At 35.4% G+C, this 25,733-nt stretch carries 26 protein-coding genes and 1 pseudogene; 2 read left to right on the top strand and 25 right to left on the bottom strand.

All coding sequences use genetic code 11. The features are described from left to right. Window positions 1-46: 46 nt before the first annotated feature. Genes FYJ58_RS07665 through spoIIIAA form a run of 5 tightly spaced genes read right to left on the bottom strand, consistent with a single transcriptional unit; the run spans window position 47 to window position 3,273 of the window. Window positions 47-1,180 (bottom strand): stage III sporulation protein AE, encoded by a 1,134-nt coding sequence (locus FYJ58_RS07665; RefSeq protein ID WP_154519153.1) that lies wholly within the window; start codon window positions 1,178-1,180, stop codon window positions 47-49. Window positions 1,181-1,195: 15 nt separating this feature from the next. Beyond that, complete coding sequence (locus tag FYJ58_RS07660) at window positions 1,196-1,576, bottom strand: SpoIIIAC/SpoIIIAD family protein (protein ID WP_154519152.1); 381 nt, start codon at window positions 1,574-1,576, stop codon at window positions 1,196-1,198. Window positions 1,577-1,591: 15 nt separating this feature from the next. Next, the gene (gene spoIIIAC, locus FYJ58_RS07655; protein WP_154519151.1) at window positions 1,592-1,786 is read right to left on the bottom strand and encodes a stage III sporulation protein AC; all 195 of its coding nucleotides are present in this window, start codon (window positions 1,784-1,786) and stop codon (window positions 1,592-1,594) included. An 18-nt stretch (window positions 1,787-1,804) separates the two neighbouring features. Continuing rightward, window positions 1,805-2,320: a stage III sporulation protein AB gene (locus FYJ58_RS07650; protein ID WP_154519150.1), complete on the bottom strand. Its 516-nt coding sequence runs from the start codon at window positions 2,318-2,320 to the stop codon at window positions 1,805-1,807. Beyond that, on the bottom strand, window positions 2,320-3,273 hold the full coding sequence (gene spoIIIAA, locus FYJ58_RS07645; protein ID WP_154519149.1) for a stage III sporulation protein AA: 954 nt from the start codon (window positions 3,271-3,273) through the stop codon (window positions 2,320-2,322). Before spoIIIAA ends, FYJ58_RS07650 begins: the two co-directional genes overlap by 1 nt. A gap of 157 nt (window positions 3,274-3,430) precedes the next feature. Here spoIIIAA and aroE point away from each other — a divergent pair, with 157 nt between their 5' ends. After that, complete coding sequence (gene aroE, locus FYJ58_RS07640; RefSeq protein WP_154519148.1) at window positions 3,431-4,315, top strand: shikimate dehydrogenase; 885 nt, start codon at window positions 3,431-3,433, stop codon at window positions 4,313-4,315. Window positions 4,316-4,392: 77 nt separating this feature from the next. Here aroE and FYJ58_RS07635 read toward each other — a convergent pair whose 3' ends face one another. Continuing rightward, the gene (locus tag FYJ58_RS07635; RefSeq protein ID WP_154519147.1) at window positions 4,393-6,039 is read right to left on the bottom strand and encodes a SulP family inorganic anion transporter; all 1,647 of its coding nucleotides are present in this window, start codon (window positions 6,037-6,039) and stop codon (window positions 4,393-4,395) included. A gap of 159 nt (window positions 6,040-6,198) precedes the next feature. After that, on the bottom strand, window positions 6,199-7,905 hold the full coding sequence (locus FYJ58_RS07630) for a HAMP domain-containing methyl-accepting chemotaxis protein (protein ID WP_154519146.1): 1,707 nt from the start codon (window positions 7,903-7,905) through the stop codon (window positions 6,199-6,201). 240 nt (window positions 7,906-8,145) lie between these two features. On the opposite strand from FYJ58_RS07630, the gene FYJ58_RS15035 reads away from it, so the two are divergent. After that, complete coding sequence (locus FYJ58_RS15035; protein ID WP_154519145.1) at window positions 8,146-9,657, top strand: helix-turn-helix domain-containing protein; 1,512 nt, start codon at window positions 8,146-8,148, stop codon at window positions 9,655-9,657. Window positions 9,658-9,700: 43 nt separating this feature from the next. On the opposite strand, the pseudogene FYJ58_RS07620 reads toward FYJ58_RS15035, so the two are convergent. From FYJ58_RS07620 to cutC, 18 genes and pseudogenes are all read right to left on the bottom strand, one after another. Then, a pseudogene (locus FYJ58_RS07620) lies at window positions 9,701-10,375 on the bottom strand (ABC transporter permease); the annotation flags it as partial. Between the two features lie 204 nt (window positions 10,376-10,579). Then, the gene (gene tsf, locus FYJ58_RS07615) at window positions 10,580-11,509 is read right to left on the bottom strand and encodes a translation elongation factor Ts (protein WP_154519143.1); all 930 of its coding nucleotides are present in this window, start codon (window positions 11,507-11,509) and stop codon (window positions 10,580-10,582) included. Window positions 11,510-11,543: 34 nt separating this feature from the next. Continuing rightward, entirely contained in the window at window positions 11,544-12,275 is a 732-nt protein-coding gene (rpsB, locus tag FYJ58_RS07610) for a 30S ribosomal protein S2 (RefSeq protein WP_154519142.1), read from the bottom strand. Window positions 12,276-12,583: 308 nt separating this feature from the next. After that, entirely contained in the window at window positions 12,584-12,934 is a 351-nt protein-coding gene (locus tag FYJ58_RS07605) for a PqqD family protein (protein ID WP_205839195.1), read from the bottom strand. A 6-nt stretch (window positions 12,935-12,940) separates the two neighbouring features. Next, on the bottom strand, window positions 12,941-14,854 hold the full coding sequence (locus FYJ58_RS07600; RefSeq protein ID WP_154519141.1) for an OPT family oligopeptide transporter: 1,914 nt from the start codon (window positions 14,852-14,854) through the stop codon (window positions 12,941-12,943). A gap of 455 nt (window positions 14,855-15,309) precedes the next feature. Further along, a complete protein-coding gene (eutM, locus tag FYJ58_RS07595) occupies window positions 15,310-15,603 on the bottom strand; it encodes an ethanolamine utilization microcompartment protein EutM (RefSeq protein ID WP_154519140.1) in 294 nt (97 codons plus the stop codon). 22 nt (window positions 15,604-15,625) lie between these two features. Beyond that, the gene (locus tag FYJ58_RS07590; protein ID WP_154519139.1) at window positions 15,626-16,276 is read right to left on the bottom strand and encodes a phosphate propanoyltransferase; all 651 of its coding nucleotides are present in this window, start codon (window positions 16,274-16,276) and stop codon (window positions 15,626-15,628) included. After that, window positions 16,276-17,796: an acetaldehyde dehydrogenase (acetylating) gene (locus FYJ58_RS07585; RefSeq protein ID WP_154519138.1), complete on the bottom strand. Its 1,521-nt coding sequence runs from the start codon at window positions 17,794-17,796 to the stop codon at window positions 16,276-16,278. The genes FYJ58_RS07590 and FYJ58_RS07585 overlap by 1 nt, the downstream gene beginning before the upstream one ends. Window positions 17,797-17,819: 23 nt before the next feature. After that, window positions 17,820-18,422 carry a BMC domain-containing protein gene (locus FYJ58_RS07580; protein ID WP_154519137.1) on the bottom strand — a complete coding sequence of 201 codons (603 nt, stop codon included), beginning with the start codon at window positions 18,420-18,422 and terminating at the stop codon, window positions 17,820-17,822. Window positions 18,423-18,440: 18 nt separating this feature from the next. Continuing rightward, entirely contained in the window at window positions 18,441-19,073 is a 633-nt protein-coding gene (locus tag FYJ58_RS07575; RefSeq protein WP_154519136.1) for a cupin domain-containing protein, read from the bottom strand. A gap of 19 nt (window positions 19,074-19,092) precedes the next feature. After that, window positions 19,093-19,356, bottom strand: a complete 264-nt coding sequence (locus FYJ58_RS07570) for a EutN/CcmL family microcompartment protein (protein WP_154519135.1) — start codon at window positions 19,354-19,356, stop codon at window positions 19,093-19,095. Next, window positions 19,350-19,655: a BMC domain-containing protein gene (locus FYJ58_RS07565; protein WP_331464171.1), complete on the bottom strand. Its 306-nt coding sequence runs from the start codon at window positions 19,653-19,655 to the stop codon at window positions 19,350-19,352. Before FYJ58_RS07565 ends, FYJ58_RS07570 begins: the two co-directional genes overlap by 7 nt. Window positions 19,656-19,689: 34 nt before the next feature. Next, the gene (gene eutJ / locus FYJ58_RS07560; RefSeq protein ID WP_154519134.1) at window positions 19,690-20,514 is read right to left on the bottom strand and encodes an ethanolamine utilization protein EutJ; all 825 of its coding nucleotides are present in this window, start codon (window positions 20,512-20,514) and stop codon (window positions 19,690-19,692) included. Then, on the bottom strand, window positions 20,514-21,251 hold the full coding sequence (locus FYJ58_RS07555) for a hypothetical protein (RefSeq protein ID WP_154519133.1): 738 nt from the start codon (window positions 21,249-21,251) through the stop codon (window positions 20,514-20,516). Before FYJ58_RS07555 ends, eutJ begins: the two co-directional genes overlap by 1 nt. Window positions 21,252-21,253: 2 nt before the next feature. Beyond that, on the bottom strand, window positions 21,254-21,679 hold the full coding sequence (locus tag FYJ58_RS07550) for a EutP/PduV family microcompartment system protein (protein WP_331464170.1): 426 nt from the start codon (window positions 21,677-21,679) through the stop codon (window positions 21,254-21,256). Window positions 21,680-21,693: 14 nt separating this feature from the next. Next, window positions 21,694-22,035: a BMC domain-containing protein gene (locus tag FYJ58_RS07545; RefSeq protein ID WP_154519131.1), complete on the bottom strand. Its 342-nt coding sequence runs from the start codon at window positions 22,033-22,035 to the stop codon at window positions 21,694-21,696. A 75-nt stretch (window positions 22,036-22,110) separates the two neighbouring features. Continuing rightward, window positions 22,111-23,064 carry a choline TMA-lyase-activating enzyme gene (gene cutD / locus FYJ58_RS07540; protein WP_331464169.1) on the bottom strand — a complete coding sequence of 318 codons (954 nt, stop codon included), beginning with the start codon at window positions 23,062-23,064 and terminating at the stop codon, window positions 22,111-22,113. 114 nt (window positions 23,065-23,178) lie between these two features. Beyond that, window positions 23,179-25,728 carry a choline trimethylamine-lyase gene (cutC, locus tag FYJ58_RS07535; protein ID WP_154519130.1) on the bottom strand — a complete coding sequence of 850 codons (2,550 nt, stop codon included), beginning with the start codon at window positions 25,726-25,728 and terminating at the stop codon, window positions 23,179-23,181. Window positions 25,729-25,733: the final 5 nt, after the last annotated feature.

Genomic DNA, 25,733 nt, shown 5'->3' with positions numbered 1-25,733 from the left:
AATTGCCCCAATTTCATCCCTTCTCTCTTTTTATTAGCGATTTTTTCTAAGATAAACCGACATTGGTAGATGACATCACAATCGCAATTGTCAAAAGTAGCATAACGCCTCCCACAAATACCGTATACAGCAACAATCTCGCACCTTTCGATGCACCATTTAAACATTCTAAAATACGCTTGTCCGAGATAGGCTGTACCATCGCACTTCCAAGCTTATATAACAACGCATAACCTGCAATTTTTATAATTGGTGCGGCAATCATACAAAGAATTAAAATCATACCAAGCGTACCAACCGCATTTTTCACTAAAATTCCTGCACCCAATACGGTTTCTGTAACTCCTCCAATCGCATTTCCAACACCGGGAATAACTGAAGCTGCCCGCATAAATGTTGATTTTTTAAACTGGTCTGCAACCGGAACAATCATTCCCTGAATAAAATTATAGCCAATTACAATTCCAAGCATCGTTTTTAACGTCCAGCTCACTACAAGTTCAATTAATTCAACCATTTTTGATAAATAGTCTTCTTTTGCTATATAATTTGTTAAGGAAGCTACAAAATAAATATTTATCATAGGCAATATCACTTTTACTAATATCGTTTCAATTATGGTAATTAAAACAAGTGACGCCTGATAAAATACAATTGACGTTGTTGCTCCCGTAGAAAATGTAACCGCAATAAAATAAGATGGAACCAGTGCCTTCATAAAATCCAAAAGATTTACCAGTGTCGTCGAAGCTAATTTTGCAATAATATAAAAGGAAGCCGTCATAACAGAAAATAGTAATAAATAAGTAACGAAAAAGCCGACATCAGCTACCTGATTTTGCTTGAATACATTCGAGAAATTCGTAAATACTGCTCCAATTACTGCAATTGCCAAAAGCCGTATGATAATACTTTTTTCACCTGAAAACGCATGTTCTAAACTTGTCTGAACCGATTGCTTTAGCAATTCAAACGAAACTTCGGAATCACCTGTTACAACTTTTTCCACATACTCTTTCACGTCAAAGTGGTCGGTTTCCAGTATCTCATCCACTGATTTTTGTATCGTATCGTAATCAATGTCATCCATGTAATCCGTAATTTCTTCTGCACATACCAGCTTTACAGGTATAAAAGAAAGGATCATACAAATCAACCAAAAGAAAATATACTGTTTCATAACCGTTCCTCTCTATCAGGTAAGAAATTCGTCAATTGTCCGGAGCAAAGCCATAAGAACTGGCATACTAATCGTCAATATCGTCAATTTTCCTACCACTTCAATTTGATTTGAAATTGCTCCATATCCTGCATCCTTGCAAAGGCTTGATGCAAACTCAGCCACATAAGTAATTCCTACAATTTTAATCAATAACGTAATATAAGTTTCTTTGATATGTATGTAACCTTGAATTTCTTTAATACCGGCAATAATCATATCCATTTTATTAATTCCAAAACAAAATATCAGAATTGCCGCTGCCAATGTTATATAGATTCCATATTCACTTTTCCCACCTTTAAATTGAATTGCAATCAGCACTGCTGTAAGTCCAATTAAAGCAATTTGAATCATAATTCCTCCCTAATGTTATAACGCAAATAAGGTTTCTATTGTATGAAACAATTCAGAAATATAAGGAATAATCCAAAGCAAAACAAGTATTAATCCCGCAAGACTTGTCAAAAATGCCTGTTCCTCTCTTCCCGAATGCTTCAAAACCTGACTTAACACAGAAACCAATATTCCAACTGCTGCAATTTTAAATATAAGATTTATACTCATAGTACCTCCTGCTTTTCTCTAAAGCATAACAATCGTTATAAAAATACCGCCCAATACTCCAAGCAAATGATATAGTCTAACTTTTTCTTTCATTTCCTTTGTTCCTTCTTCAATACACTCTTCCAGATTATGAATATAAAGATTTATTGTAGCTAGTTGTGTTTTCTGGTCTAAAAATCCAAGATTATCTCCAAGCTTTTCCAATAATTGTTTATCCTCTCTTCTAAGGCAAGTAGTTTTAAGGGTTTCCTCCATCGCATACTTCCATATTTCAGAAAAACGATGTCCTTCCAGCTCCTTCGCCTTCTTCGCTGTCAATAAAAAAAACGGGGCAATATCACCTTTATTCCGAATCGCTGTCGTTTCTAATGCCTCGGGAAGCTCTGCAGCACCATATCGAATCTCTCCATATAAAACATTCATATGCCTTCGAAGTTCTCTTAATTGAATAATCCGCATTTTATGTTGTTCACTTAAAAATAGTCCCATACCGGTGCACGACAGCAAAACCATAATGGCTCCTGCTAATTTCATCAATTTAATCTTACTCCTTTTTCATTATAAATACCTTGTATCGTTCCAACCTGTTCTTTCTTTTCCAAAATAATAAATCGTTTAAAAATTCTTTTTTTCAATAATTCTTTTAAAACCGGCTTTTCTTCTAAATCACGCACGCTGCTTCCATGAACCGTTCCAATCAGCTTACAGCCACAATACATTGCCTGTTCTAACGCTTTAACATCTTCTTTGGAACCAATCTCATCAACCGCAATCACTTCTGGCGACATCGAACGAATCAGCATCATCATTCCTTTCGCTTTTGGACAGCAATCTAGTAAATCTGTCCGGATTCCCAAATCATTTTGTGGAATTCCCATATAACAGGCACCTAATTCAGATCGTTCATCAACAACGCCTACTTTTAAGCCCTTTCTTTTCCTTGTTCCATTTGATAATTGTCGGATTGTATCCCGCAATAACGTTGTTTTCCCACAGCCTGGTGGAGATATAAAAAGAGTATGATAAATTTCATGTTCTTTCTCCATGTTCCAAATATATGGTATCACCATATCTGCACATCCTTTTTTTTCATGAGCAAATCGTATATTTAAAAAAGAAATATATTTCATTGCTTTAATCTTCTCATCTTCTAAAATAATTCTTCCTGCAATTCCAACTCTATGCCCACCTTTCACCGTAATAAAACCCTGCCTTAATTCTTCTTCGAAAGCATACAAGGAATAATTACTAATGTATTCCATTGTTTCCCGAATCTCATTTTGCGTCATACAATAAGCTTCTTCCCCATCATTTAATAGCTGACCTTTTTCATTTATAAAATATTCACGATTTTGATATAAAAGAAGAAGTGGTTTTCCAACACGCAATCGAATCTCCTGTAATTTTTCATAATCGAGTTTTGCTTCTTTTAAAATTGTCCGAATCTTTATAGAAAATAACCGAAGAATTTCTTCCTTTCTTTCCATCTTATTTCCTCCCTGACCTGTCCTAACATAAATATATTGCTCCCTTGTACAAATTATTCTATTTTAAGAAACTTTTTTCATTAAAGTGAAATTTTGCTTTTTCAAAACAGGTATTATATAATAACAAAAACAGAAATTGGTTTGGAGGAAGATTTTTATGAACGGAATCGAGAAAGAATACCAGATTACAGGACACACGAAATTAACCGGACTGCTTGGCAGCCCCGTTTCTCACAGTATTTCACCACTTATGCACAATAAAGCCTTTCAAATGTTAGGTCTTAATTATGTCTATTTGTGCTTCGATATAAAAGAAAACCAGTTAAAAGAAACTTTAAACGGACTTTCTCATCTTCAAATTAGAGGATTTAATTGTACCATGCCTTTAAAAACAAAAATGTTTGAATTAGCAGACGAAGTGTCCAAATCCGCTTCTTTTATCGGTGCAGTAAATACAGTTGTTTTTGAAAATGGGAAATTTATCGGATATAATACCGATGGCATTGGCTATATGATGGCTGTAAAAGAGGCAGGACATTCAATTATAGGGAAAAAAATGACTTTACTTGGTGCCGGAGGTGCGGCAACTGCAATCTGTGCCCAGGCTGCTATTGATGGTGTAAAAGAAATTGATGTATTTAATCGAAAAGGACCTCGTTTTCACCAGACAGCACAATTCATTCAAAAATTAAATCGTGGTACTGATTGTACGGTTTCTCTTTATGATATAAATGATACAACACAATTAAAAAAGAGTATTCAATCCAGTGCCATTCTCACCAATGGAACAAGTGTAGGAATGGCTCCAAATACAGAAGCTTGTCCAATCCCAGACAGTTCCTTTTTACATCCCGAATTAATTATTTCCGATGCCATTTACAATCCAAAAGAAACCAGGCTGATGAAAATGGGAAAAAAAGTTGGCTGTCCCGTAATGAATGGTTTATATATGCTGCTTTTCCAAGGTTCAGAAGCATTTCGTCTTTGGACAGGCATGGATATGCCGGTAGAAATAATAAAACACGATGTAATTGATCAATAGAAATGGTTTTATCTGCATAAAAAGGACTGTCACAAAATGAATTATTAATCATTTTGTGGCAATCCCTTTACATTTTACTAACACAAAAGTGCTTCTGCATAATTAAGTGCTTCCACAATATCCGGTTGAAATTGTTCATTTCCAATTCGATCATAAAATCCATCTTTTTTCATAACAGATAACGGCTGCTCATTCACATGTGAAAATACAAGGCGAATTCCTTTTTTCTCAGCCCGGCTTGCCAAACTATGAAACGAATGCATTGCACTGGCATCAATAGCCGGAACGCTGCGCATACGAATAATAATGACTTTTGTATATTTTTTTGAATCAATAAAAGTCAGCCGGTCTGCAGCAGCAAAAAACATTGGTCCATTGATTTCAAACACTCGAATTTCTTTTGGAATTGATAAAAGTCTTTCCGATTCTCCATCCGTAACATCCGGATCTTCAATATACTTCCACGAAGTAACACCACTCACTTCTGCCATTCGTTTCATAAATAGAAGTGCTGAAATGACAACTCCTACTTCAATGGCTATTACCAGGTCAAAGAAAACCGTTAAGAAAAAAGTGCCAACTAATACAATTGTATCACTTTTTGGTGCTGTTTTAACAAGTCGAAAGAACGTTGACCAATCGCACATATTCCATGCTACCATAATTAACACTGCCGCTAAGGTCGACATTGGAATTAAAGCGGCCATTGGCATGAATATCAACAAAATTAACAACAATGTAATGCTATGTACAATGCCGGCAATAGGAGTCCGTCCTCCATTTTTCACATTAGCAGCTGTTCGGGCAATCGCTCCAGTCGCTGGAATTCCCCCAAATAGACCAGAAAATATATTTCCTATTCCCTGACCAATCAATTCAGCATTTGAATTATGTCTGTCACCAATCATCCCATCGGAAACTACGCAAGAAAGTAATGATTCAATACCTGCAAGCAATGCAATCGTAAATGCCGGTGAAATCAATTTTTGTATCATCTCAAAATCAACATATGGAAGATGAGGCAAAGGCAACTGAGAAGACAATTGTCCATAAACACTGCCAATCGTATTCACTGGCAAATCAGCTATTTTCACTATTAGCGTTGTAATAATGATAGCTATAAGAGAAGCCGGCAATTTATCTGTTAATTTAGGAAAAATAATTAAAATAGCAAGTGCAAATATTCCAATCAACACGGCTGCCATATTCATGGTACCGATATTATGTGCATAAGAACTGATTTTTTCAACAAATTCAGATGGAACCGCGCCCATAGATAATCCCAGAAAATCTTTAAGTTGTCCTACAAAAAGACTAACACCAATTCCACAGGTAAAACCAGTCGTAATTGTGTAGGGAATATATTTAATTAGAGAACCGAGCCTGCAAAGTCCCATAATGATCAAAAAGAAGCCTGACATAATAGTGGCAACAATAAGACCATCTAATCCGTATTCTTCTACTATACCATAAATGATAACAACAAATGCTGCAGTCGGTCCGCCAATCTGTACACGGCTGCCTCCAAAGCAGGAAATAAAAAATCCTGCAATAATCGCGGTATAAAGACCGCACTCCGGTTTAACACCCGAAGCAATTGCAAGGGCAATCGACAATGGAAGTGCAATAATTGCAACAATAATTCCTGATACAATGTCCCTTGCTAACTGTTTTCGAGAATAGTTGTGCATTACTTTAAACAACTTTGGTTTTAATGATTTCATGAATAGATTCTCCTCTTTCTCAAAATTACTCACGAAATAAAATTCTACCATTCATGGAACCAAGGGTCAAGTTGTTTTTTCCGGCACATGGTAAACTTCTTTCTATTTTTTTAAATTTTTATCGGCAATCTTATAAATTAAGTATGAATTTTTTCCTCATTAAAATAATTTAAACTTACTTACAAGTTCATGCAGATGCTCCGATTTGTCTGATAGACTAATACTAATCGCTGTATTTTCTTCAGAAGCTGCCGCTGTATTCTGTATTGTACCAGAAAGCTGTTCAATTCCCTGTCCGATCTGAGCCAGAGCATCTGCCTGTGTATTAGCATTTTCTGTTGTCCTTTGTGCCACTTGTGCAAAATTCTGCATATTTGTAATAATCTGATTAAACGATTCTGAAGTAGATACCGCAATCGTATTTCCTTTTTCAATTTCTGTCAAAGTCTTATTAATTAAATTTCTTGTATTTACTGCAGATTGTGCACTGTCCGATGCCAGCTTTCCAATCTGACCTGCAACTACAGCAAATCCCTTTCCAGCTTCTCCTGCACGTGCAGCTTCAATTGATGCATTTAAGGACAGTAAATTTGTCTGGGATGCAATATCTTCAATGTCTGTAATGATATTCTCAATTTCTTTGGAAATTTCTGTAATATGTTCCATTTCTGTAATCAGCTCTGCCATTTTTTTCTTCTCTACGTTTGCCATATCTGCTGCATTCCTAATCTCTTCATAAGCATTCTGTGTTGCTTTTGCGCTGTCCGATGCCAGACTAACTACAGTATCCACCGTTGCCGTCAGCTCTTCAATCACACCTGCCTGTTCAGTTGTTCCTTCTGCCAATGACTGCGAAGCCTTTGAAATTTCAACTGCATTCGATGCTACATGTTCGGAAGCATCCTGAATTTCTGTCAAAGTACTGTTAAAGTCTTTTAAAATATAGATAAGAGATTCTTTAATCTCCGAAAAATCACCCAAGAAATCTGTAATTTCATCACCACTTTTTGTCAAGTCACCTGCCGCCATTTTTCTTACTTCATCGCAAATCTCCGCAACATAAGCATAGAGAATATTCATTGATTCTTTTAACTTTCTTGTCACCGTCCCCAACTCATCTTCTGATTCATAGACAAGCACATCGGTTTTCGAAAGTTCTCCAATTCTCATGCTACCAACTGCTTTTTGAATCTGTACAACCGGTTCTATAATCATATCGCTGATTGTTTTTCCTAAAATACTTGAAATAATAACAGAAATACCTACAACAACTATTATCATAGCAAAAATAAAAATAAATACTATTTTCGCAATCTTTGTATTTTTTTCTAGTTGGTTACCCTCATGCTCTTCTAATTTTTTCAAGTTGTTCTCAAATTCTTTATAGTCGTCATACATCTCTCCAAGCATTAATTTTGCATCTTTCTCATCTTCATTGGAACGTCCCAGTGCAATTATTTCTTCTGATTCTTCCTCATAAAATGCCCATTTTTCTTTTGCATTATCAAATTCTTTCTGTTGAGTTTCTGTAGTTATCAGTTCAGAATAAGCGTTACTTATATCTGCAATTTTCTCCCCCAATGCTTCCATTTCCTCTTCACAGGTATCTAATGTTTTTTTATCTGAAGCTACCAGATATTGATATTGTTTTAAACGATAATCTGATGTAAGTGTATTTAATTTTTGCACATAGCTTAATGAAGGCGAGTTTTGTTCTGTCATTTCCCGAACTTTTGAATCAATCAACATAGTTAATGCAACAGAAACAACGCCCATAAAGGCAATTAGTACAATCATACATATACGATAAATTCTCAATTTTTCTGGTACTTTCAAATTTTTCATTCTTTTTTTTATAAACGCCATAATATAATACCTCTCTTTTTCTTTTGTATTTTTCGTAGATGCAACTTTATTGTGACCTATAAAAACATTAAGTTGCTTTATATTATACCAAAATTATTTATTTCTTTTTTCTCAAAAAAAAGAAATAAATAATATAAAAATTGATAATTTAAAAATTCTAATGTTATCATTGACTAATGTATTTTCATATTTTAAAATGTACTTCTACATTTTAATGTTTTATATAAGGAGATACTTTTTATGCTACACGATTTCTTAGAAAAAAATATTCAAAATAAATTAAATATTCTCTATGTTATACATGCCCGCAAATTCACTACTAGGAAAGAATTAAATGAGTTACTCCATTTAAGTGTTTCAGGAATCAACTCACTAATCTCCGAAATAAATATCGAAATAAAAGAACTGGCAACAATATCAAAAAATTCATCTTATTTGTATATTACATTTCATAAGGATACTGATATATCAAGTTTAATTCATTTAATATGTCAAAATTCAGATATCTTACATTGTCTGAAATTTTTTATTACAAACGATGATAAACAGCCTTTCGTTTCTTTTTACGAACAGAATTTTCTTACACAGTCAAGTGCTTATCGTATCAGAAATGCCTGTCATAAGTACCTTCTCTCTGTTGGGCTGGATCTTAGTCAAAATAAAGTTTGTGGAGAAGAATACAGAATACGTTTCTTAATTTCTCTGTTATATTATAAATATGGAATTGATTGCTGTGGCTTCGATACAGATTCCATTTATATAACACGAAATTTTATTTTAAAGACAAACCAGACAATTAGTATAGAGTATCTTAACCGCGTATCTACAGAACTCGGCTATTTTGAATGCCTATTCATGTTATCATGGAAAAGGAAACAATATCCTGTAAAAATTCCCTACTTTAATTATTTTGATAAATTAAAAGAACTGTTTATTTATAAGGAAATGAAGACTATGTTAAAGTCATCTCTTGAACCTATATTAAATATCAACTTTTCAGAAGATGATTATGACTATTTATATCTTGTTTATTGCTGCACAAACAATTGCCTATTTGCCGACAAATGGACACAACAAGATATTGTTCAGACACATTCCACTGTATTTTCTGATAATATATTCAATGATTTAGTCCGAAAATTTCAAAACGTATTTTCAAAAGATATACATATTTCACACCCTTTTAAGGCTACTTTAATTTATTTTTACAAAAAATGTTTATTAGAACTCTCCTGCCTGATTCCAGATGAACATTTTTATGTATATTCGAAGCGAAATGAAACTACACAAGTTATATACAAGCTTTTGTCAAATGTTTTACAAGATTGGAGGAAATCGAATCACTTAAAATTTGAAATAGATAAAAGCCATATTTTCTATTTATCTTTACAATTCGAATTTATTTTATATCAAAGAACCATGCCCGTACCTATTTATATCTTGTCGGACTTAAATGCAGAACTTGAGGTAATGACACTATATCTTAATAACCACTTTTCTTCCAGAAGTGCGTTAGTTACTCCTCTTTTGATCAATGTACAAAATATAGAGTTTTTATATTTTCAAAAAAATTGCATTATAATTACTCCAAAAAAATTTGAATATTTTTTAGCATCAAAAATATCAACGGAACACAATACTTTTATACCAATCTCGATTGAAATAAATTCGCACGAATTAAATGACATCAACAATGCCTTTGAGCATTACAAAAAGATTTACTTTCTTGATTATATTAATTCTCTCTTATAAATAATAGAAAATATACAATTAGCTTTGAGAATCTCCAAAGCATCTACATTTTATTTATTGTTTCCGTCACAGAAATATTTCTAATACGTTTTGACGGAGCATAGCTCGCAAGGGCTACCGTACACAAAATAAATATTATAATCCCTAGTAACGGAATAAAAGGAACCGTCCATGTAGCATAGCTAAAATGAGAAGATATTAACGTAGTATAAAGCCATCTACTAATTAAAAGTCCTATAGTACACCCTACAATAGCGCCTATAATAGCATAGGTAAAAGCTTCGGCAACTATCATTTTAGTAATCTGGTGTTCGTTCATTCCAACAGCACGCATCGCTCCATATTGCTTAATTTTTGCTGATACACTCATAGAAATACTATTGATAATATTTAATACCGTAACTAAAATAATAATTGCTAAAAAACCATATACGCAGAAAATAAATGCAGTATAAATTCCTGTAGTCTGTTGATCACGTTTATCTTCAAAAGTACAATTTGTGCCTACCAAACCACTAATTAAACTTATTTCTTCGTCTGTTATATCATCTGCTACTTGCGCCATAATAATAGAATAATCCTCAATGTCTGTCAAACTGACAAATGTATCACTAGTGGTAATAAGCGTTATTTTACCATTTACAAGCCCATTTTCACTAAACGGATCATATTTTAACAAGCCAGCAATTTCAAATTCTTTATTATTAAGCAATATTTTTCTACTCTTAACGCTGTGTCATTCATGTTTTTTCCTCCTAATAGCTTTAACTTTTTGGGTTCTTTTAAGGATTCCAGTAATTTATGCAAGCTTCCTATGAATTAAAAAAAGCCCTGAAAACCTTATAAACACTCGGAAATAATGTGTTTACAAGGCTCTCAGAGCCTATGAAACTCTAATTAAATTTTAGATTGCAAACTTCGCTTACATACCCATCTGTTTTGCAACTTCAGCTGCGAAGTCTTCTTCTTTCTTTTCGATACCTTCGCCAGTTTCGAAACGAACGAATTTTTTAACTGTTAAGTTTGCACCATTTTCTTTTGCAACTTGCTCTAAATATTTACCTACAGACTGTTTTCCATCTTCTGCTTTAACATAAGCCTGCTCTAAAAGACAGATTTCTTTTAATTCTTTGTTAAGACGTCCGATAATCATCTTTTCAATGATTCCTTCTGGTTTGTCTGGATTTTCATTCTTCGCTTGTTCTAAAAGAATTGATTTTTCATGTTCTTTATATTCTTCACTGACATCTGCTTGAGACACATATTTTGGTGCAAGTGCAGCTACCTGCATTGCTACATTTGTTAATGCCTCTTTGATTGCATCATTTACAACGTCTGTATCAGCTTCAACAATAACACCAATTCTTCCGCCACCATGTGTATAAGATACAACACATCCGTTTTCAGCTACTACTTTTTCAAATCTTCTGATTGTTAAGTTTTCACCGATTACTGCAATTTTTTCAACTAATGCTTCTTTTACTGTCTTGCTTGCATCTGCATTCCAGTTTTCAGCTAAAAATGCATCCATATCTTTTGCTTCAGAATTAATTGCCTGTTCTGCTACTGCTGTAACAAAGTTCTGGAATTCTTCATTCTTTGCAACAAAGTCTGTTTCGGAATTAACTTCTACAACTGCTGCTGTCTTATCCTCTTTTACGATTACTTTACAAAGACCTTCTGCTGCAATTCTTCCAGCTTTCTTTTCAGCCTTTGCCTGACCATTTTTTCTTAAAAATTCAACTGCTGCTTCCATATCCCCATTTGTTTCATTTAGGGCTTTTTTACAATCCATCATTCCTGCACCAGTCATTTCTCTTAACTCTTTTACCATTGCTGCTGTAATAGCCATTCTTTCTACCTCCAAATTAGATATGTGTTTTTAATTAAGCTTCTTCTGTAGCTTCTGCTACTTCTTCTGCTTCGCTCATTTCCATTCCCTGATTTGCTTCAATAACAGCATCTGCCATTTTAGCTACGATTAATTTTACAGCTCTGATAGCATCATCGTTACCAGGAATTACATAATCTAATTCTTCTGGATCACAGTTTGTATCAGCAATACCGATAAGTGGAATTCCTAATGTATGTGCTTCTTGGATACAGATTCTTTCTTTCTTAGGGTCAACTACGAAGATAGCATCTGGAATCTTCTTCATGTTCTTGATTCCGCCAAGGTTTTTCTCTAATTTATCCCATTCTTTCTTTAATGCAATTACTTCTTTTTTAGGAAGAACGTCAAATGTTCCGTCTTCTGCCATTGTTTCAATCGCTTTTAATCTTGCAATACGGCTTTGGATAGTTTTGAAGTTTGTTAACATACCACCTAGCCATCTTTCATTTACATAGTACATTCCGCAACGTTCTGCTTCAGATTTGATAGAATCCTGTGCTTGTTTCTTTGTACCAACAAAAAGAATTGTACCACCATCAGCTACAACATCTTTGATTGCATTGTATGCTTCATCTACTTTTCCTACTGATTTCTGTAAGTCGATGATGTAGATACCATTTCTTTCTGTGTAGATGTACTCAGCCATCTTAGGATTCCATCTTCTTGTCTGGTGTCCAAAATGTACACCTGCTTCTAATAATTGTTTCATTGAAATAACGCTCATAATTTACCTCCATTTGGTTAGTATGAATCTTTGATTGAGATTCACTGCTTCCATATGCTTCATTTTCTTATAAGACTGTCCAAACTGATTTTATATAAAATCTAAAATCTATTTCAGCCTTAAGCCGATTATTCATCCGATTCTTTTTGACAGCACCATTATAAGAATCGACATATGTGTGTTTTTAACGTACTGATATAGTCTATCATAATTATTACTAAATTGCAAGTTCTTTTTGTAAATAAAAACAGACACGAATGTATTATTAATACACCATGCCTGTTATAAAAATTTTTTATGTTTTTATTTTATTTCATTTCAATGAAATGATAGCTATCTAATATTTGAAAAAATTTTGCCAACCGCTCATATAACGGAGATGCCTCATCGCCAAAATGAGCTTCAACTTTTTTCCCAAGCTCAATAATTGTTGTTTTGCCATCTAACAGCGGCCAGATGAAGCTTCCAAAAGCATCTAAATGAATATAACTCACTTTTGGCTTTCGAAATAATTTTTGAGCCAAACGGTTAAAAAATCCTTTATTTTCTATGTTAAGAGTTACAATTCCTTCTTCATCCACTGACCAATCAAGCCCTTCTTTCCAGCAAGGACATAATGCCAAATAATTTTTGGAAGATTCCTTCTTTTTTTTCATCATAGACTTTTATCCTTTCTTTTTTGCTTTTCCAAAAGAAAACTTAACAAGGCTTAATATAACCAAAGCAAATGCAACTAAACTTCCTATATTTGCCACGATCGGCGGAAGATTGATACGCGTTGACAAGTCAATGACTGTGTTCCATTTTAAAATTGCAAATACTGCAAGCAAAATGCCTACAAGTCCTTCTCCCGCAATCATTCCGGAACAATACAAGATACCATTGTTTATAATTGTTTCTTTTTCTTTTTTCTCTATTTTTTTCATTTTATCAAATGCAAGACGAACTAATCCTCCGACCATAATACAAGCATTTAATTGAACCGGAAGATAAACACCAATTGCAAATGGTAATACAGGAATCCCCAAAAGTTCAATTGCAACGGCTAAAAATACTCCAATGAATACAAGAGCCCATGGAAGATTATTTTCCATTACACCTTCTACAATCATTTTCATCAACATAGCCTGAGGTGCCCCAAGTTGTTCGGAGCCAAATCCCCATGCAGCATTTAGCAGATAGAGCACACCTCCAATTGCCAACGCAGCTGTTGTAACACCGATAAATTCTCCAATCTGTTGTTTCTTTGGTGTTGCTCCTAATAAATAACCGGTTTTTAAATCTTGAGAAGTGTCCCCCGCAATTGCAGCCACAATGCAAATAATCGAACCGATTGCAATTGCACCCTGCATTCCATGAATTCCATTATCTCCTGTTACTTTTAAGATAATTGTAGCAAATAATAAAGTTGCAATCGCCATACCGGATACTGGATTATTACTACTTCCAACTAATCCAACCATACGGGAAGAAACTGTTGCAAAGAAAAATCCAAAAACTACTATAATGATTGCGCCCGGTAACGTTACCGGAATCGCCGGAACAAGCCAAATTAAAATTGTAATAATTGCAATTCCGCCTAAAATAATATTGAAATTTATATCATTTCCGGTACGTGTATTATTTGTATTTGTTGTATGTCTTAATCCTTTCATTGCATCCTTAAACGTTCTTACAATCAAAGGAAGAGATTTTGCAAGACTAATCATACCACCGGCTGCCAATGCCCCTGCACCAATATAACGGATATAACTGCCCCAGATTGCATTTGCACCACCCTCTGCAAACATCTGACCAATTGGCACACTGCCCGGGTATAATACTAAATCAGCACCAAATAGTACAATAAGTGGTATAAGAACCATCCAGCTTACAATTCCACCCGCAAACATATATGCAGAAATTTTAGGACCACAAATATATCCCACGCTCATAACAGCCGGGTAAATTTGTGTTCCAATTTCACCTGCATAACCTTTTACTCTCAGGGAAACTTCGCTTGGAACTACTTTTAAACCATCAATAATAAATTTAAAAACCGCTGCAATTCCCATTCCTGCAAATACAGTTGAAGCACTAGAGCCACCCTCTTCTCCTGCTAAAAGTACTTCCGCACAAGCTGTTCCTTCCGGATAAGGAAGTACTCCATGTTCTTTTACAATTAAGGCATTACGCAAAGGTACCATAAATAATACACCTAACAATCCACCCAAAAGAGCAATCAGCGTAATTTCTAAAATTCCAGGTGTTTCCATCTTCCCCTCTTTTGCCCATAAAAATAAGGCAGGTAAAGTAAAAATTGTTCCTGCCGCCAACGATTCTCCCGCTGACCCAGTTGTTTGAACAATATTACTCTCTAAAATTGAATTTTTTTTCATGATAACACGGATAACTCCCATTGCAAGCACGGCAGCAGGGATTGACGCTGAGATTGTCATACCTACTCTCAATCCCAGGTAAGCATTTGCAGCTCCAAAAACAACAGCTAAAATAATCCCCATCAAAATAGATGTAATCGTTATTTCAGGGGTAATTCTGTCTGCCGGAATATACGGTTGAAATTCCTTATTCTCGTTCATGTCTAGTTCATTCTCCTTTGTCTTTTATTGAAAAATAAAATTACATTTTTCTTGACTATTATATACAAGTTGGCGAAAGATTTCAACACTTTAAATCAGAATAGTGCAAGTAAAGATTTGGAAACTTTACAGATGTTAATTTTTCTCTCAACATGATATACTAAATCAATAAAGAAAGGGCGGAATGTTACTATGGTTCAAAGTCCACCTCAACTCCCTGTATCCCTCACTCATGAGGGACTTGCTCCACTTTGCGTGCCAGATGCGTGTTGCATGCTTTTTGCAACAATACTCCTTTCGCATCTGTGCACATCCCCGCGGAGCGTTTTTGCTTTATAGGAGACGAAGTTTCCTATAAAGTAAAAAAGTTAAGTGGTATAACTTATAATAATCGCTATACCACTTAACTTTTTATATAAATTAATTATTTTTTAATCTTTAGCTGATTTCTTAAATTATGCTTCTGTTTTTCTTTCAACAGATGGAAGAATTGTTTCTACTTCTACATGTGGACGAGGAATTACATGTACGGAAACTAATTCCCCTACGCGCTCTGCTGCAGCTGCACCGGCATCTGTAGCTGCTTTTACTGCTCCTACATCTCCACGAACCATAACAGTAACAAGTCCGCCTCCAACATGTTCTTTACCGATTAAAAATACGTTTGCTGCTTTTACCATCGCATCTGCAGCTTCAATTGATCCTACTAATCCTTTTGTTTCAATCATTCCTAATGCATCATATTTCATTGTTTTTTCCTCCTAAACGATTCTATTTTATAATTTTTATTTTTGTATCTTTTTTTATTCCCATGGCATTTGCCTCTTCCATATCCAAATGACATTCTAATGAAGAATTCTGATCGGCACGTATTGCAACATTCTTGTATATTCCGCCACGCTCTCCATCTATTTCAATTGAAACAATCTGCCCATTGGATACTTTAAAATGCTCTGCATCTTGCAGGCTCATATGTATATGTCTTTTGGCTACCATTAGTCCCTCTTTAGCTACTACAGTCCCTGCAGGACCGATAATTGTAATACCCATTGTTCCGTCAAGCTCTCCTGATAAGCAAAGTTTTCCATTTACTCCTAATTTAAAACAATCCCCTGCCAATATCTCGACCTGAGTTTTATTTCTAACCGGACCAAGAACACGAACTTTTTCAATTGCTCCTTTTGCTCCACAGATCGTAACCATCTCTTTACAAGCATACTGACCTGGCTGAGATAATTCTTTCACAGGATTCAATTCGTATCCCGTTCCAAACAGGGCTTCCAAATCTTCCTTTGATAAATGGATATGACGATTCGAAATACCGACCGGAATACAATCATCGGATACCAGATTTTCTTTATCAGAAGCACTTCGGACAGCTTCCATAAAAAGATTTAAAACTTCCTCATAGGTTCCGTCCATTATGCTTCTCCTTTCATTGCTGTCACTAAAGATCGAATCAATTCTTCCAACTGGTCTTTGTCCAAGTTCTCAATTTCTTTTTTCATACAGCTGTCTGCTAATTGCACAAATTCAGAAGGACTTTTCTTTGTATCGCAAACAAAATCACTATCATTTGTTAAAGTTTCACAATTTTTCAATCCATATGCAACGCGTTTTAAATTAATTAAGTGCATTGGTGTAACATTTTCAGAGGTAGCACTTCCACCCCATGTTCCACAACCAAGCGTAAATGCTGGGAACAAGCCTGTTGAAGCACCGGTTCCTCCCTGGCTTCCACCTGTATTTACCAAAATACGAGAAGCTTTCTTTCTGGCAAATTTCATAACCATATCATAATCATTCGTGTGGATATTCATTGTATGACCAATTCCGTGATTTAAAAGACGAATACTTAATTCGCAAGCTTCTTCCCAATTTTGTACTGTATAAAAACCAAGTACCGTTGTTAATTTTTCATAGGAGAGTGGATATTCTTCTCCAACTCCATTCTGTTCTCCAATCAGTACCTTTGTTCCAGCTGGTATTTGAAAACCTGCCGCCGCTGCAATTACTTCTGCGGATCTTCCAACAAATTTGGCATTCATATTATGAGTACCTTTGCGGAAAAGGATTTGGCAGACTTTATTTGTTTCTTCTTCTGTCATAAAGTATCCACCCTGACGTCTAAATTCCTCAATCACTTCATTTCGATTACATTCTTCTACAATAATTGACTGCTCAGAAGCACAAATTGTTCCATTATCGAATGTTTTACTTGCAATCACATCTTTAACAGACTGTCTGATATCGGCTGTCCGCTCAATATAACATGGGGAATTACCTGCCCCTACTCCCAGTGCGGGTTTTCCTGCACTATAAGCAGCTTTTACCATGCCTGGTCCACCCGTAGCAATAATTAATGCCACTTCATCACACTTCATCAACTCATCTGTTGCTTTCATAGAAGGCTTTGACAGACATCCGATTACATGTTCTGGTGCACCTGCTTTCACTGCTGCTTCACACATTAATTCTGCTGCCTTTAATGTACATTGAAGTGCAGCCGGATGTGGAGAAAATACAATTGCATTTCTTGCCTTAATTGCAATCATTGCTTTGTAAATTACAGTTGACGTAGGATTTGTTGATGGAACAATTCCCATAACTAATCCAACCGGATCTGCAATCTCTATTATTTTATTTTCTTTATCTTCTCGAACCACACCTATTGTTTTCATCGACTTAATTGCGTCATAAACAATCGAAGAAGCCATATGATTTTTATAAGTTTTATCCTCTATTTTTCCAAATCCGGTTTCTTCCACTGCCATCTTAGCAAGGCATCCTGCATGCTCATTTGCTGCCTCTACCATACTTCTAAGTATACAGTCAATTTGTTCTTCCGTATAATCTGCTAATTTTTCTGACGCAACTTTTCCAAGTCTTGCAATATTTCTTGCCTCTTGAACCGATTGTAAATCAAAATCGATTGTTTCCATGTTGTGATTCCTCCTCTCTTCCTTTATTCTTTTTTATCCTTATAATATTCTTTAAATCTATAAATCAATTGTTTCTTATCTGCTTTCGAGATTTCTCTACCTGAAATGCCAAATTTCTCATATTCTCTAGCTAATTTTCTTAATTTGGCAACTGCGGCTTCTTTCAGTAATTCTATTGTCTTATCAAAACCTTCTGTTTCTATCCACGCATCCACATCTGCTTTTTGAATAACAGAAAGTTTTATTTCTGAATCATCTTCTTCTGAAGTTATATCTAAAATCTCATTTGTATTGTCGTTTTCTTCTATTTTTTCAAAAAGATCCTTTTCCGATTTTCTTTCCTCTATCTCTTTTCTTACGTGAAACAACGAATCCGTTTCTTCATGAGGTCGTGGAATTACATGTACCGACAACACAGATGTTTCGTCTAATAGCCTAGCAGATGCTTCTCCGGCTTCCACGGCTGCTTTTACTGCCCCGACATCTCCTGTAACAGAAATGGTAACTAAGCCTCCGCCTACATACGTTTTTTCAATCAGTTCTACGTCGGCCGCTTTTAACATAGCATCTGCACATTCGATTGCGGGAATTAAACCTTTTGTTTCGATTAAGCCAAGTGCCTGCATTTATGACACCTCCTTTTACTATGCAATTAAATCAGCCCAGTTTGCTGGATAAGTAGCATAAAATATTTTTGCTTTGTCCGGAGATTCCCATACTACTTTAGAACCGGCAGGAACAAATAAAACATCACCTTTATGTGCTGTATATTTTTTACCATTGATTGTAATACAAAGAGTTCCCTCGATTACATAATCAATTTCCTCATAAGTAAGTTCCCAATCAAAACTTGATTCTTCAATCATTAAAAACCCTGCACTCATCTTGGAATCTTCTTTGCTGACTAATTCTTGAAAATAAGCTTTCACACCGGAATCACCTGTATCAAAGTAATCGTACTTAACAGATTCTCCTCGGATTAATTTAAGACCACTTTCATCTTTTTCAACCTCATAAGGAGTACTAATTGTATCAAAAATTCCTTTTAACATTCCTTGCTCTGACAATGTTTTTAGCACTTGATAAATCATGTCAGCACTAATTGACTTTTCTTTTTCCTCTATAACTTTGGTATCCTTTGTTACAAATTCCATTCTATTAGAGGCTGCCATATCCTTTGCTGAAGGAGTAATAATTGCTCCTGCCTCGACAATGATTTCCTTCTTTCCTTCTTCAATCAGATGCTCCACATCTTTTGCACAAATCAGTTTTTTCATACTGCTCACCTCCCTTCTTCTATTCAATTTGACAAGTTTCATCGATAATTCCAACAACAACTGCATCAACCGGAACCGAATCATCACCAAGCATTCTTCTTGCTCCCGAGCCTGTGCTTATAATAACACGGTCTCCAATTCCTGCACTAATAATATCTACCACAACAAGACGTTCACCATCACTTCTTCCCCCTATGATTTCTGCAAGCATAAGCTTGAAGCCACTTAATGATTCTGCTTTTCTTGTTGCCCAAATGTTGTCTACTAATCTTGCAGTTAGCATATCCGGCTCCTTTCTTCTAACCTTTCTTTTATTTCACTGATTGCAGATTCCACAGAAGAGGTATCACCATAAATTGCAAGCAAAATCATGTTTTGAGGACAACTTCCCTTTATATCTTCTACCAATACTCCAACCGCCTTTTCCGCAATATCCGCAGCAAAAATCATATCAATCATTTTTCCCTGCAAAAGACCTACTGCATCAAATACCATATCTTGTTCCATTTTTCCGCCACTTCGACGTTTTAAAATGTCAATTGTACCATTGGAAGGTGATTTTATAATCCGATACTCCATCATTTTGCTCCTCTCCATTTTTATACTTACATGGCAGTTATTCCTCATTCGAAGTACAATTAAGTGCAATTCCAAGTGGTGTTACAAACATGGGATTTTGAGGTTTATAAGTAGGAATTTTTGTCTGTTTCTCGATGATTTTTTCTATTCCGTCCAGACAGCAGGTTCCTCCCGCCAGATAAATCGTTTCTACTAAATGCCCTTCAATATGTTTATTTATAATAGATGCAACTTTTTCAATAACCGGCTTCAAAACAGGTAACAATTCTTTATGTTTTCCCGGATTTCTTTTTAAGAGTTCCGCCTCTTCAAATGGCACCTTATAGGCTCCCGATACAACAAGTGAAAAATGAGTTCCACCGGTTGGCTCATCTGCCACATAAATTTCTTTTCCATCTTTCATAATTGTAATTCCTGTTGTACCGCCTCCAATATCCACAACCGCACCATTTTCTATTTTTAATAAAGAGTTGGCAGCTGTTGGTTCATCCAACAAACCTGTTAATTCAAATCCTGCACTTTCTACAACATTTTTGATTGCACCAGAATCTAACTCATTTGTTCCCGGCGGAATTGCAGCTGATGCATAAATAAGCTCACTCCCTATGGATGCTTCTAACTGCTCTTTTAATTTACGAACAATATGGATTGCTCCTATATAATCTACAACCATACCATCTCTGACTACATCCGCATATTCGTAAGCCCCTGCAACCGGTTTATAATTTTCATCAACAACAGCTAATACAACACATGCCGTTCCGAGGTCAACTCCTGTATAATAAATCGAAGATTTATTGTTTATCGGATGGCAGATTGCGTTCTCAAAATCCGCAACCATTTTATCGCAATATTCAAACATTACTCTGATACCCTTTCTTCTCTAACTGATTCGAAACCTTTTCTTTGGCATTTTGTTCCATCAACTGCCATGCAAAGCATCTGAGAAATCGCATGAATCAACCCATTCATTCTCTCTTTCATTTTTTTATATGGTAAATCAACGCTCGATTCCAGTTCCAATCTTAAAACAGCAATATATACTTCTTTAACTGCACATCTTAATTTATGTAACTGTACAATTTGTTTTCCATTCTTTAGTTGTACATGAAACTCTTCTATTGGAAAACAATCTTCATACAAAATTACTTGTTCGATTTGCTGTTTACTCATACCACTACATTTTTCAAAGCAAAAATTCCCTTCTATTTGTCTTGTTTTCAAACAATTTTTAATAACAGCAAACTGTTTCCTTAGTTCTACTACTTTCTGTGCCGTCAAAATATATTCATCAAGCAATTCCTGCTCTGTTATAAAAAATATACTTTCTACAAAATCCATTTTTGCTTTTAATTCTTCTATCTGAATGGTTTCTAGTTTTTTTTTCTTCTCGTTCAAACCACAATCCGATGTTTCCACCTGTTTTTCTACTTGTTTTCCTTCTATCGAACTGTACGCCTTAGAAATAATTTTAATTTTTTTATCTACTAAATACTGTCTTCCTCCTGGTGTAAGACGCATTCCATCAGGAATACAATAATCGGTAAAAGCTTCTTTTCGATATAAGGCACGCAGATTTTCTTCTGTAATAAATCTCATCCTTACCTCCTAAATTTACTTAAATGTTGTATTAAAGCTTCTAAACCACTTCCATCGGGAACACATACCTTAAAATAAGGTTCAGATACTCCTGCCATTTTAAGCTGACTGATACAAAATGTTTCATTTTCCGGTGCTTTATCAGACTTTGTAATAACTCCGGTTACCGGACACAAAAATACATTTGCAAATCCAGGCGAATACATTTCTCTTTTTGATGACTGATCAACAAGAAATAACACTTCACTTGCATCTTGCGCCGCAGCAATAATATGCTTATACATCCATGGACTTTCCAAATAAGAACCTGGAATATCAATTGTCCTTTTTCCATATATGATATCCTGTGTTCTTTTCACCGGACTTGTATCTTCATTCAGAGCATGTGCCAAAGTCGTTTTTCCAGACCGGTTTGCTCCGACTATCATAATTTTTTTCTTTCTCATGTTCTTGTAATAGGCGATACGATAAAATCCAATTTTTCTTTTAACACAGACACCACATTATTGAGCGCCGTTTCCACACTCTGCACATCTCCACCGATTACAACAGAACCTGTAAACCGGTCTAAAAACCCGATTTCTACATCAGCTGTCTTTGTTGCAATATCAGCTGCAATAATTGCCGTTTCAAATGGCGATAAAGTTAATATTCCAATTGCACCTTTTTCTTCCAGTCCAAGCCTTTCATACACTGCTTCTGTCGGAGAAGCAATCACATGTGCAATCGTAACCTGCTTACCTGGTACCGACTCCTCAATTACGCGTTCAATCTGCCGTTCCATCGCCTGCCTATTACCTTCCTTTCTGTTTATTTAAAAACAAATGGACTTTAGTTATCATCATAATTTTTTTATATTTTAGTGTCTTATAATTTTAACCGGGAAATCATATTTCTTAATGAATTGTTCCAATCGGTTTAAGTCTTCTTCACTTAAACTTGGATCACCATTTACAGGATATTCCTTATCCAATTGGTTATATTTGTTTACTCCAAGTTTATGATACGGAAGTAAGTCAATTCCTTCAAAATTTTTCAAATTCCGGTAAGGCATTAAAAATTCTAATGTTTTTTCTAATTCCTGTTCCCCGTCATTCACTCCCTTTAACAGAGGCATTCGAACCTTCACATGATATCTTCTTCTTAAAAGCTCACTCAGATTTTCAAGAATTCTTTCATTATGTACACCTGTAAGCTCAAAATGTTTTTCTGAATCAATGTGCTTTAAATCAAATAAGAATAAATCGGTAAATTCCGCAACTTTTAAAACATTTTCTAGTGACGCATATCCACAAGTTTCAATTGCTGTATGGATTCCTTCCATTTTACATGCCATTAAAAGACTTGCTGCCGCTTCCGGCTGCATTAATACCTCACCGCCGCCCAATGTAACTCCACCACCGGAAGTTTGATAAAACATTTTATCTTCTTTTATGATACTTAATAACTGGGAGATTGTTTTTTCTTCACCTACGATGGAGAGAGCGGACATCATACAGGCTTCTTCACAGGAATGACATCCAATACAATTTAATGTCCGGTTAATTTTATGTTTAAAATCAATATCTGATATACTGTGAATCCCTTCCGGGCAAACCAACGTACATTTGCCACAACTGGTACAAAGATTCTTTTTTAACATAACACGATATTTTTGTTCCATTCCCTCTGGATTGGCACACCATTTACACCGAAGCGGACACCCTTGGAAAAATACCAAAGTACGAATTCCAGGTCCATCATACACATTATATTTTTGTACATTAAAGATTCTTGCCTTCCGTTCTATCGCATCTGTATGATTCATATCCATTCCATACTCTCCAACTTTCTTTTTATTTTAATTGCCACATTTTTATTTACATTCTTATACTTCATCGTATCAGAACATTATTTTGCCCTTCGTCGGACTGTCTCCATAATGTTTCTAGAAATGTGTCAACATTGTTCTGCTTATAATTTCATCTTGAACATCTTTACACAATTCAACAAAGAATGCACTATAGCCGGCTACACGGACAATTAAATCTCTATATTGTTCCGGATGTTTTTGTGCTTCAATCAATGTCTTATTATCCAAATAGTTAAACTGCATTTCTCCATTTCCCATTATGCTTGCTGTACGAAGCAATGTAATAATTCCCTGTTCACCTTCCGGTGTATCTAAAAGACCTGCCATAATCTTAAAGTTCTGAACCATACCAATGTTCATATTGTCATTTGCAAGCTTGGATACTGATTTAATAATAGCAGTCGGTCCTTTTACATCGGAACCTTGTGTAGGACTAATTCCGTCTGATAATGGAAGCCACGCTTTACGACCATTTGCAGAAGCTCCTGTCATTTGTCCAAATGGTGTATTATTCGAAATGGATAAGGTACCATGACTTAATACAGAATATAATGTTTTATATTTGCGATGTTCCATTTCTGTAAAATTGATTAAATCAGCTGCAATTAAATCGGCGTAATCATCGTCATTACCATATTTAGGAGCAGAAACACAATCTTTATAAATCTGGTCATAGCCTTCAAAGTCTGCTTTTAATGCCTCATTTAACTCTTGTAATGTATATTTCTTTTCATCAAATACTAATTTCTTAATAGCTGCCATAGAATCTGTGTAAGTAGCTAAACCTGACCATACAACTCCAGGACCAAAGTTATACATTGCACCACCTGAAGAGACATCTTTTCCTTTTTCCATACAGCCTTCGTACATAATAGACATTAATGGCTTTGGTGCTAACTCTCTATGGACACGTTGAGAAATTACAGTTGCAACATTCGTCCATTTTGTAATATATTTGATTTCCTCTTTTACTGCATGTTCAAATTCCTCGTATGTATTAAATTTACTTAAATCTCCCATATCCGGGCATACTTGTTTTCCATACCATAATGGAACACCATGATTTAATACTAATTCAATACAAATTGGCCATTGGGTATAAGCAGTTGAAGTCCACTGGTACAAACGACCTGCTTTTTGTGGTTCTACACAACCCATAAGGCAGTAATCCCTTGCATCTTCGATTGATACACCTTTCGCCAACATCATTTTGATATGAGTATCATCAAAGTGACACGCCGGGAAGCCCATTCCTGCACGGACAACATCAACAATCTTCTTTAAATACTTTTCCGGTGATTTATTATGAATTCGGCAGGCAAGCGAAGGCTGATATATTTTCACATGACGTACGGCATCCATCAAAAGATAGGTAAGCTCATTTGTTGCATCTCTACCATCTCTTGTAACTCCGCCGACACACATATTAACAAATGGCTGGTAACCGGCAAAGAATTTGGAACCGCCTTCACTTGTAATCCACATCATTTCGGACATTTTGATTAACATACAGCCAGCTAATTCAAATGCTTCGTAATCGTTTAATCTTCCCGCTTCCATATCTGCTTTATAATATGGGTACATATATTGGTCAACACGTCCAATCGACATACCTGTCTGGTTTTCTTCCACTACAAGCAGCGATTCAATTGTCCATACTGCCTGAATTGCTTCCCAAAATGTTCTTGGCTTATGTGCCGGAACCCATGCATTAATTTCAGCAATTTTTTCTAGTTCTTTTTTACGCTTTGGATTCGTTTCTTTCTCGGCCAATTCTTTTGCGTAATTAGATAAACGTTTTGCGTAAATCATAACGCCTTCTGTTGTTTCAATTACACCTTTATAAAAATAAATTTTATCAATATCTTCCGGGTTTTCGTAATCCAATTGTGCCAGATGTTCTTTTGCTTCGTTCTGAATATCTAGCATACCTTTTTTCATAAGAATAACATCATATCCCGGATTGGAATCTCCACCACCGTTTAAAGCATGATAAGAGCAGTCTGATACAAAAGATTCTCCCGACAATTCCCACACGCCGGCTTCTCTGTATTGGTCTTCACAATATTCATCTACCGATTTGCCTTTCCAAAATGGGAATAATTCTTCCCTCATAATCTTTTTATCTTCTTCGGAAATGTAAAATGGGTCTTGAGGACGAGTACCGATTGTATCAATTTCGTCTTCCATCCATCTCCATGCAATATCCGGTGAAAAAGCACCCGCCCTTGGTGCTCCACATGGAGAACCAACAATTAATTCATCGTCCTGAATCACAAGTGGCGCTGTTTCACAGCAATAACGAAAGCTTTTTGCACGAAGTTCTATCTTAGGCATACCCGGATTTTCCTTTGCAATTTTTGTGATTGCTCTTGCACGGTATGTTGTAATAGAAGGAACCTGTTTCATATAGTTTTCTTTTAACCGTTTTAAACGCTCTGTCATACCATTTGGTATTTCCGTTTCACAACAGATGCTTTTTACTCCATTTGTTGATTCATTTCCTGTTCCATTTGTAATATGTTTCGAAACACCCTCAAACATTTTCATCAGAGATTCTCTTTCTTCCGGTGACATGTTTTTTGCCGCTTCTGCAAATTTACATGAAAATTCACGAATATCCAATTTTT

This window comes from Velocimicrobium porci, from assembly GCF_009696045.1.
GTDB classification, from domain to species: Bacteria; Bacillota; Clostridia; order Lachnospirales; family Lachnospiraceae; genus Velocimicrobium; species Velocimicrobium porci.
This window is presented reverse-complemented; position numbering and strand designations above follow the sequence as displayed.